Here is a 7,329-nt window from a genome sequence, read left to right as displayed (position 1 = left end):
GCCTGGGTGAGGTAGGCATTGCCCAGATTATTGAGGGTTTGGGCTAAATCCCTTTCTAATCCGGGTTGGCGGAAGATGGTGGTGGCTTCGGTGTGGTTGGCGATCGCCCGTTCTAGGTTGGCTACCGGCTCTTTCCCTAGTTCGGCTTGGGTGCGGTAGGCATTGCCCAGATTATTGAGGGTTTCGGCTAAATCCCTTTCTAATCCGGGTTGGCGGCGGATGGTGGTGGCTTCGGTGTAGGCGGCGATCGCCCGTTCTAGGTTGGCTACCGGCTCTTTCCCTAGTTCGGCTTGGGTGAGGTAGGCTATGCCCAGATTATTGAGGGTTTGGGCTAAATCCCTTTCTAATCCGGGTTGGCGGAAGATGGTGGTGGCTTCGGTGTAGGCGGCGATCGCCCGTTCTAGGTTGGCTACCGGCTCTTTCCCTAGTCGGGCCTGGGTGAGGTAGGCATTGCCCAGATTATTGAGGGTAACGGCTAAATCCCTTTCTAATCCGGGTTGGCGGCTGATGGTGGTGGCTTCGGTATAGGCGGCGATCGCCCGTTCTAGGTTAACTACCGGCTCTTTCCCTAGTTGGGACTGGGTGCGGTAGGCATTGCCCAGATTATTGAGGGTTTGGGCTAAATCCCTTTCTAATCCCGGTTGGCGGCGGATGGTGGTGGCTTCGTTGTAGGCGGCGATCGCCTGTTCTAGGTTGGCCACTGGCTCTTGCCCCAGTTGGGCTTGGGTGAGGTAGGCATTGCCCAGATTATTGAGGGTTGTGGCTAACTCCCTTTCTAATCCCGGTTGGCGTTCAGTTGCAGCACAAAACTCGTATCCATAGACGGCAATGGCTAGGTTAATGCGTGGATTACCTTTAGTAAACCTAGAAAAAGCATCAGCAAGACGATAGAGGAGTACCCCTAGTCCGTAAGTTTCCTCTGGACTGGCTTGTTCCTTGGTATCATTTCCCCAAGCACGGAGGAGGTTAACTAAGTTTTCATCTAAGAGATGGAGGTTATTGTCGAGCAGGGGATAAATTGCTTGGGGGTTTCCGCGACTTTCTGCGATAGTTTGCAGTAGGGTTTGTAAAAAACTGATGTAGAGGTCTTGGTTGTCTCTTGGTGGGTCTAAAATTTGCTCTAACTGTTGCGCCATATTCAGCAACCATCTCCCTTCATTGCTTTGTCCTTGCTGTTCTAATAAGTCTGCATACTGCTTCATCACAGCGACTAAGCCTGCATCAAGTAATTCCGCATTAGCTTGTAATAGCGCTGGTTCCTGACCATTTTCGCACTGGAGGAGCGCTTGGATTAGGGCTAAGTAAGCTTCTATTCTTGCTTCGTTCATGATTGGTTTTAGGTTTTAGTAGGGTGCGTTAGCGATAGCGTAACGCACCAAATAAATTAATGATAGATGTGGTGCGTTACGACGGATTGTTAGATGTGAGTAGGGGCGAAGCATTCGGACAATAACCTATTACTGAAACCCTAGATTTCCTATCCGAATGCTTCGCCCGTACCCCGAATTTTTCTCTAGCAAACTCAATTCTAGTCTAATTATAGTAGGGTGCGCTCTTCGATAGCGTAACGCACCAAGTAGTAGTTAAGTTAATGATAGATGTGGTGCGTTACGACGGATTGTTAGATGATTGAGTAGGGGCGAAGCATTCGGACAATAACCTATTACTGAAACCCTAGATTTCCTATCCGAATGCTTCGCCCGTACCCTGAATTTTTCTCTAGCAAACTCAATTGGGGATGGGGGGTGAGTGCGATCATGGATTTTAAGCTATAATCAAAGATATTGATTTATCCCATGAAGTAACAATGTTATCGATTAATCTAGATCGAGAAACCGAGAACTATCTAGCAGACATCATTTCCGAAGAGAATATTAGCTCAGAAGAACTTCTGAAAAAACTCATTTACGAACATTGGCAAAGCTTAAAACCGCGTAAAACTTTATTACAACGCCGGGGAGGTCATCCTCAGCATCTTTTAGAAAATGCTCCACCTGATTTATCATTGCGAGAAAACCGCAAAAAAGTAGTGGCAGAATATATCCAAAACCACCATCAGCAAGATCATTTATGACAAATTATCCCCCCAAAATTATTACAGAATCAATCAACCAATTCTCTAACTTCAAAGCAGGCACACGCTCAAATTCACGAGTATTTGCGGTAACAAGAGTCAGATCAAGCGCTAGAGAATGAGCAGCAATCAGTAAATCATTTGGACCGATTGGGGTTCCTGCTTGCTCCAAATGTTTACGAATTAGGGCATAGTGCTTATCTACAGTTGATTCTAATGGCAAAACTGTCAAGAACTCCAGGATGCGTTCTAGTTGCTGCACCAGACGGGAGGAACCACTTTTAACCACTCCAAATCTTAATTCACACGCCACAATGATGCTCGTACAAACGCTTTCTTCGCCGACATCCACAATATGCTGGAAAACCTGACCTTGGGGATACCTGATCAAATGTGATAGGATGTTAGTATCAAGCAGATATTGATAGGTCATTGGGTGGTACTAAAATGTAATGTCATCAAGGGGAAGCAACCCTTCATCTATATCAGGAAAATTGTCTGTAATGTCTGGCAAAGTAGTCAGCAAAGAAATTAGAGAACCGGAAGAAATCGGCTCAATGATTAAGCGATGACCTTCTTTGCGTAACAAAACCTCTGTGCTTGATAAGGCAAGTTCAGGAGGAATAGTTAAGACTTGCTCTTGTCCACTTGTTAGTAAAGAAACCTGACGTAAGTTTTGCATCTGTTGACCTCTTTGTTAATGATCACCTTACTATTTTATAACAGGGAACAGGGAACAGTATTAGTAGGGTGCGCCCTTCGATAGCGTAACGCACCAAGTAGTAGTTAAATTAATGATAGATGTGGTGCGTTACGACGGATTGTTAGATGATTGAGTAGGGGCGAAGCATTCGGACAATAACCTATTACTGAAACCCTAGATTTCCTATCCGAATGCTTCGCCCGTACCCCCAACGCACCCTACATTCTGATATTATTATTTTTAAATACATTTTCCCAATTCATCAAGCAAATCCATCGCCACCTCTAGCCAGTCCACCGCACCCTCTGAAGACGGCTCAGGCGTTGCTTCCTTTACCCCTTCCGGACGCGAGACTAAGGGTTTAAAATTCTCATTATTCTCGTTGGCCTTCTCTGCTAAAAAGTCCCCTAATAGCGTCGGACGCTCATAGTCCTGCCGATAGTCCCAGACCCAGTTTAACACTGTGATTACCTCCGATCGCTGTTCCACTGACCAGCCTTGTTTATCGATATACTGCGCCATGATTTGCTGACAGTTTTCCCACCGACGGTAAGCCTCCCACAGCGCCGATATAGGTTTCCTCATCGCCAAGGACACCGCACCGCCTTCTGGGAAATCCTGACGCAGGTCCGAACTCAACAGAACCCCAGTTAACCAAGCTCCTCCTTCCCCTAACTCGATTAAAATATAGGCTAGAGTTGCCGGATTTAGGTCAATTTCGACCCTAATTTGGCTTAAATCTAACATTTCTTCACCAGAGTCTTGAGGAATCAATACAGCTTCTAGTTTACCTAGCTTGGGTAGTACCACTTGAGCATTATCAGCCGCCGCAGCATCTACCTCTATCCCATGCTCTTCTAGATAATCTGTCAGCACCGCCGCCGCTAAGGTGTTCTGGCGAAATTCCCCAAAGCTGGGATAGGGAACCCAAACAGAGTCGGCTAAATCTGTTTTAGGGTCTAAACCCGCAAGTTTAGCTAACTCAACCAGATCATCTGTATCTGCATTAGCAAGACGCAGGTACAGTTCTTCAACTTCTCGAATAAAATCTGCATCACTCATAACGTAATACCTGACGACTTAGATAGGGTTGGGTTTTATGCTTTAAAAATAACTTAGCTACTGCTAACTCAAATACGTTTAATTTGTGTCCAGAAATATCATCTTTAAATAAATTTTCTAAACCCGTAATCACAACCTGACGCATTTCATGAGTAAATGTCGCTTCAACGCTCCAGGAAACACCCGCAATTAACATTTTACCCAGGGAATCCGCTAATTCCCCAATCAAAACAGGCTCACCTGTCCTATTCTCGAACACCCACACAGGCTGATTATTTGCTCCCTTGTGACTAATTTGCGCTATTTTAAACTGAAACTTATCCCCCTGGGACTCTTTCCGACGCTGTTCTCTAACTCCCTTTAAGCTTGCTTTCGATAAATCAGGAGTTACAGTTCCTTCTAGTTGAGACTTGTTTTCCTGTTCTCCCCCTAACTGACGTTCAATCTCTAATTCCCTTGCTAAAATCTTTTTCAACGCTTCATTTCTCAACTCAGAAGGCATTTGGCCATTCTCCAGTTTTAAGCGTAACTCTCCCCCCCGCAAACCAAACTTAACCCGTCCAAAGCGAAAATCAAGCCACTGCTCATTAAAAATAATCCGCACCGATAGGGAAAACGCCTCTGGTTCAGACTTTTTGAAACGGGGAAAAACACCCTTAGACTCAGACGCAACCGGTTCTCCCGAAATCTCTAGGTGCAGACATTCGGGACATTTATTATCATGTTCTGTTACCGCGATTGCCCCTGATTGCTTTGCCATCATCCTAGGCCTTTCAAACCCTTAACTGTAATAATTGTACTGTATGTGGGGTTTGCGGCAAAAAATTTGTTGTTTTGCTAATAAAGTCCCAAAACCATTTTTTAGCAAAGCTGCTAACGATATTCAGCCAGCCCTAATTAGTTAGAGCAAGCCTCAAGAATTCCTAGCCAATTAACTAAGGGGTTATCTTAATGCTTGCTGCCATCAGCTTAATTTTCTTCGTCCGCTTCTGGGGTTGGTTGTGGCAAACGAGCGATAAAATCTTTCATTTGGGGATGATTAAACATTTTCTCCGTGTCTTGCAGAAGACGTTGACCCCAGAGATTTTCTCCCAAAAATTTTAGACTGACATAACGACTATCGCTAGTGAGAGCGGCCTGAGCTAATTTGATGCCCTCCTCGGTTTTCCCTTGACTATAAATAGCCACCGCAATAGCTAACTGAGGTTCCGGCTGTTTAGGATCAATTTTCAAAGCGGCCCGCCAATCTTTAAGAGCGGCTTCCTTGTCACCCTGTTCGTATTTAACTAAACCAATATTATTAATAGCCGGCCAAAAATCTTTATCTTGACTAACAGCCTTTTCGTAAGCTGCGATCGCATCAGGATATTGTGCTAACTTGAGATAGGAATTACCGAGATCAAAAAGAGCGGGGGAGACATCGGGTTTAATTTGCAAACCCGCTTCAATCTGGGCAATAGCAGACTGGTAATCTTGATTCTGAAAATAAGCACTACCGAGAGAAAATTTAATATTAGCGTGGGCATCGGCGGGAGCAAGGGACAAAGATTGATTTAATGCCTCGATACCGGGTTGTACCTGATCGTCTTGCAGATATAAACTACCGAGAATAAACCAAGTTTGATAGAGATGGGGGGCCAACTGCACCGCTAACCTAGCCCGTCCGAGGGCTGCATCGGTACGGCGAAAACGAGCTAATTGGATAGCATCCTCAGCCATTTCAATTCCCGCTTGTTCCATCTGTTCTAACTCCGGTTCGATGGCGTAGGGGAGTAGCGCTTGGGAAAAAGCTGGCGGGCTGCCAGCGACGAAAAAAATGAGCAAAGAAATGATTAATCGAAGTTTTGGCACAGTTTACCCCTGGGATAGGCCTTTTTTAATCAGTCTATCTCGCTTGGGAGTTGTTGGCTAAAGAAACAACAAAGGCAACTCTAGAGACGTTAGTATATAACCAATTAACTTTTGGCTGATCGATGGCAATAACCGTGTTGGGAAAATCAAATCGCCCCCTATTTTGGATATTCGGACTCATGGCTAGTAGTTTTCTGGCGGTGGGAGTGGTTTCTTATCGTTTGTTGCAAACTCCTCCTCCTGGCGTAGAATTGGCGGAAATGACCGTTCCTGCTCAACGGGAAACCCTCGCTGTGGAAATTAAAGCTAGTGGTAGGGTGGAACCAATCCAAAGTGTCAACATTAGCCCGAAAAACCCTGGCCGATTAGTGCGATTATTGGTAGATCAGGGCATGATCGTTAAAAAGGGACAAACCCTCGCCGTCATGGATAATTTAGAGGTATATGCCCAAGGAATGCAGTCAGAAGCGCATCTACGGGAAGCTCTAGCCAGTCTGGAACAGGCTAAACGCAGTATTCCGGAAGATATCCGGCAATTACAAGCCCGATTTTATCAGGCCCAGGCCAGTTATAAGCAATTAGAAGCCCGTTTAGCTCAGGCCAAAGAAAGAATTCCGAAAGATTTAGACCAGCTACAAGCTCAGGTACAAGCGGCCCAATCCCGGTTTCGACTAGCAGAAAATCGGGTTAAACGCAATGAAAATTTAGTCCGGGAAGGGGCGATCGCTCAAGACCAATTTGATGCCGTCCTCAATGAATATCTCAACGCTAAAGCCAATTTAGACGAATCGATCCGCCGTTTGGAACAAGCGGATAAAACCGCTTCCCCAGAAGTGGCCGGAATTGAGCAGGAAATGATAGGAGCGGCAGCAGCGATCGCAGAAGCAAAATTTGCCCTCGAACAACGCCAAAAAACCCAAGAAACCGAGCTGGCTCGACTAGAATCATCTGTAGCGGCCGCTAGGGCCGATTTAGAGCAAATCAAGATTCAATACCGCGATACGGTCATTACTGCTCCCTTTGATGGCATCGTCACCCAAAAATACGCCACTGAGGGTTCTTTTGTCACTCCCACCACTTCGGCCTCTAGCACCGCTTCCGCCACTTCCACCTCGATTATCGCCCTAGCATCGGGATTGGAAGTGATTGCTAAAGTGCCGGAAGTAGATGTGGGTTTATTGCAGCGCGGCCAACCAGTGCGAATTGTCGCCGATGCTTTTCCTGAAGAAGTCTTTGAAGGTCGAGTTATTCTTGTGGCTCCCGAAGCAATTATCGAGAATAATGTTACTTCTTTTGAGGTCAGAATCGGTTTGGTAACGGGACGGGACAAACTCAAATCAAAAATGAATGTAGATGTAACTTTTGTCGGCCAGCAGTTAGATAATGCCCTCGTTGTGCCGACTGTCGCCATTGTCACCAGGGAAGGCAAGTCAGGGGTTTTAGTTCCCGATGCCGCAAATAAACCCAGTTTTAAACCCGTTTCGATCGGTTTGGTCTTAGACGATAAAACTCAAATTTTATCAGGTTTGGAAGTTGGAGAAAAGGTCTTTATCGATCTCCCCGAAGGGGCTGAAGATACCTCAAAAACTAATCAAAAATAATCAAAAATCTCAATAATTTTTCTTAACAAATATCTCCC

The 7,329-nt window shown here is 45.6% G+C and carries 8 protein-coding genes and 1 pseudogene; 2 read left to right on the top strand and 7 right to left on the bottom strand.

Going from position 1 to position 7,329, the window contains the following annotated elements; all coding sequences use genetic code 11:
• Positions 1 to 1,328 (bottom strand): annotated as a pseudogene (locus IM507_RS16690) (CHAT domain-containing protein); the annotation flags it as partial.
• Positions 1,329 to 1,807: 479 nt separating this feature from the next.
• On the opposite strand from IM507_RS16690, the gene IM507_RS16685 reads away from it, so the two are divergent.
• On the top strand, positions 1,808 to 2,074 hold the full coding sequence (locus IM507_RS16685; RefSeq protein WP_103111475.1) for a hypothetical protein: 267 nt from the start codon (positions 1,808 to 1,810) through the stop codon (positions 2,072 to 2,074).
• A gap of 4 nt (positions 2,075 to 2,078) precedes the next feature.
• Here the strand turns inward: IM507_RS16685 and IM507_RS16680 are convergent, their stop codons facing one another.
• The 6 genes from IM507_RS16680 to IM507_RS16655 form a co-directional block, all read right to left on the bottom strand.
• Positions 2,079 to 2,507 carry a type II toxin-antitoxin system VapC family toxin gene (locus IM507_RS16680; protein ID WP_002793070.1) on the bottom strand — a complete coding sequence of 143 codons (429 nt, stop codon included), beginning with the start codon at positions 2,505 to 2,507 and terminating at the stop codon, positions 2,079 to 2,081.
• A gap of 9 nt (positions 2,508 to 2,516) precedes the next feature.
• Complete coding sequence (locus IM507_RS16675; protein WP_002793069.1) at positions 2,517 to 2,756, bottom strand: antitoxin; 240 nt, start codon at positions 2,754 to 2,756, stop codon at positions 2,517 to 2,519.
• 261 nt (positions 2,757 to 3,017) lie between these two features.
• Positions 3,018 to 3,839 carry a hypothetical protein gene (locus tag IM507_RS16670; protein WP_287637368.1) on the bottom strand — a complete coding sequence of 274 codons (822 nt, stop codon included), beginning with the start codon at positions 3,837 to 3,839 and terminating at the stop codon, positions 3,018 to 3,020.
• Positions 3,832 to 4,599 (bottom strand): hypothetical protein, encoded by a 768-nt coding sequence (locus tag IM507_RS16665; protein ID WP_287637367.1) that lies wholly within the window; start codon positions 4,597 to 4,599, stop codon positions 3,832 to 3,834. Before IM507_RS16665 ends, IM507_RS16670 begins: the two co-directional genes overlap by 8 nt.
• Positions 4,600 to 4,808: 209 nt before the next feature.
• The gene (locus IM507_RS16660; protein WP_287637366.1) at positions 4,809 to 5,690 is read right to left on the bottom strand and encodes a tetratricopeptide repeat protein; all 882 of its coding nucleotides are present in this window, start codon (positions 5,688 to 5,690) and stop codon (positions 4,809 to 4,811) included.
• Positions 5,691 to 5,724: 34 nt separating this feature from the next.
• Entirely contained in the window at positions 5,725 to 5,871 is a 147-nt protein-coding gene (locus IM507_RS16655; protein ID WP_002740204.1) for a hypothetical protein, read from the bottom strand.
• On the opposite strand from IM507_RS16655, the gene IM507_RS16650 reads away from it, so the two are divergent.
• Positions 5,813 to 7,291, top strand: a complete 1,479-nt coding sequence (locus tag IM507_RS16650) for an efflux RND transporter periplasmic adaptor subunit (RefSeq protein ID WP_042791098.1) — start codon at positions 5,813 to 5,815, stop codon at positions 7,289 to 7,291. The genes IM507_RS16655 and IM507_RS16650 overlap by 59 nt on opposite strands.
• The last annotated feature ends 38 nt before the right edge of the window (positions 7,292 to 7,329 follow it).

The sequence above is a fragment of the Microcystis sp. M20BS1 genome, from assembly GCF_020245305.1.
GTDB lineage: Bacteria > Cyanobacteriota > Cyanobacteriia > Cyanobacteriales > Microcystaceae > Microcystis > Microcystis ichthyoblabe_A.
This window is presented reverse-complemented; position numbering and strand designations above follow the sequence as displayed.

Bases quoted from the DNA above. Each gene is read 5' to 3' on its own strand.
- IM507_RS16655 (WP_002740204.1), bottom strand. From the start codon at position 5,871: ATGAGTCCGAATATCCAAAATAGGGGGCGATTTGATTTTCCCAACACG.
- IM507_RS16670 (WP_287637368.1), bottom strand. From the start codon at position 3,839: ATGAGTGATGCAGATTTTATTCGAGAAGTTGAAGAACTGTACCTGCGT.
- IM507_RS16665 (WP_287637367.1), bottom strand. From the start codon at position 4,599: ATGGCAAAGCAATCAGGGGCAATCGCGGTAACAGAACATGATAATAAA.
- IM507_RS16685 (WP_103111475.1), top strand. From the start codon at position 1,808: ATGTTATCGATTAATCTAGATCGAGAAACCGAGAACTATCTAGCAGAC.
- IM507_RS16675 (WP_002793069.1), bottom strand. From the start codon at position 2,756: ATGCAAAACTTACGTCAGGTTTCTTTACTAACAAGTGGACAAGAGCAA.
- IM507_RS16650 (WP_042791098.1), top strand. From the start codon at position 5,813: ATGGCAATAACCGTGTTGGGAAAATCAAATCGCCCCCTATTTTGGATA.
- IM507_RS16680 (WP_002793070.1), bottom strand. From the start codon at position 2,507: ATGACCTATCAATATCTGCTTGATACTAACATCCTATCACATTTGATC.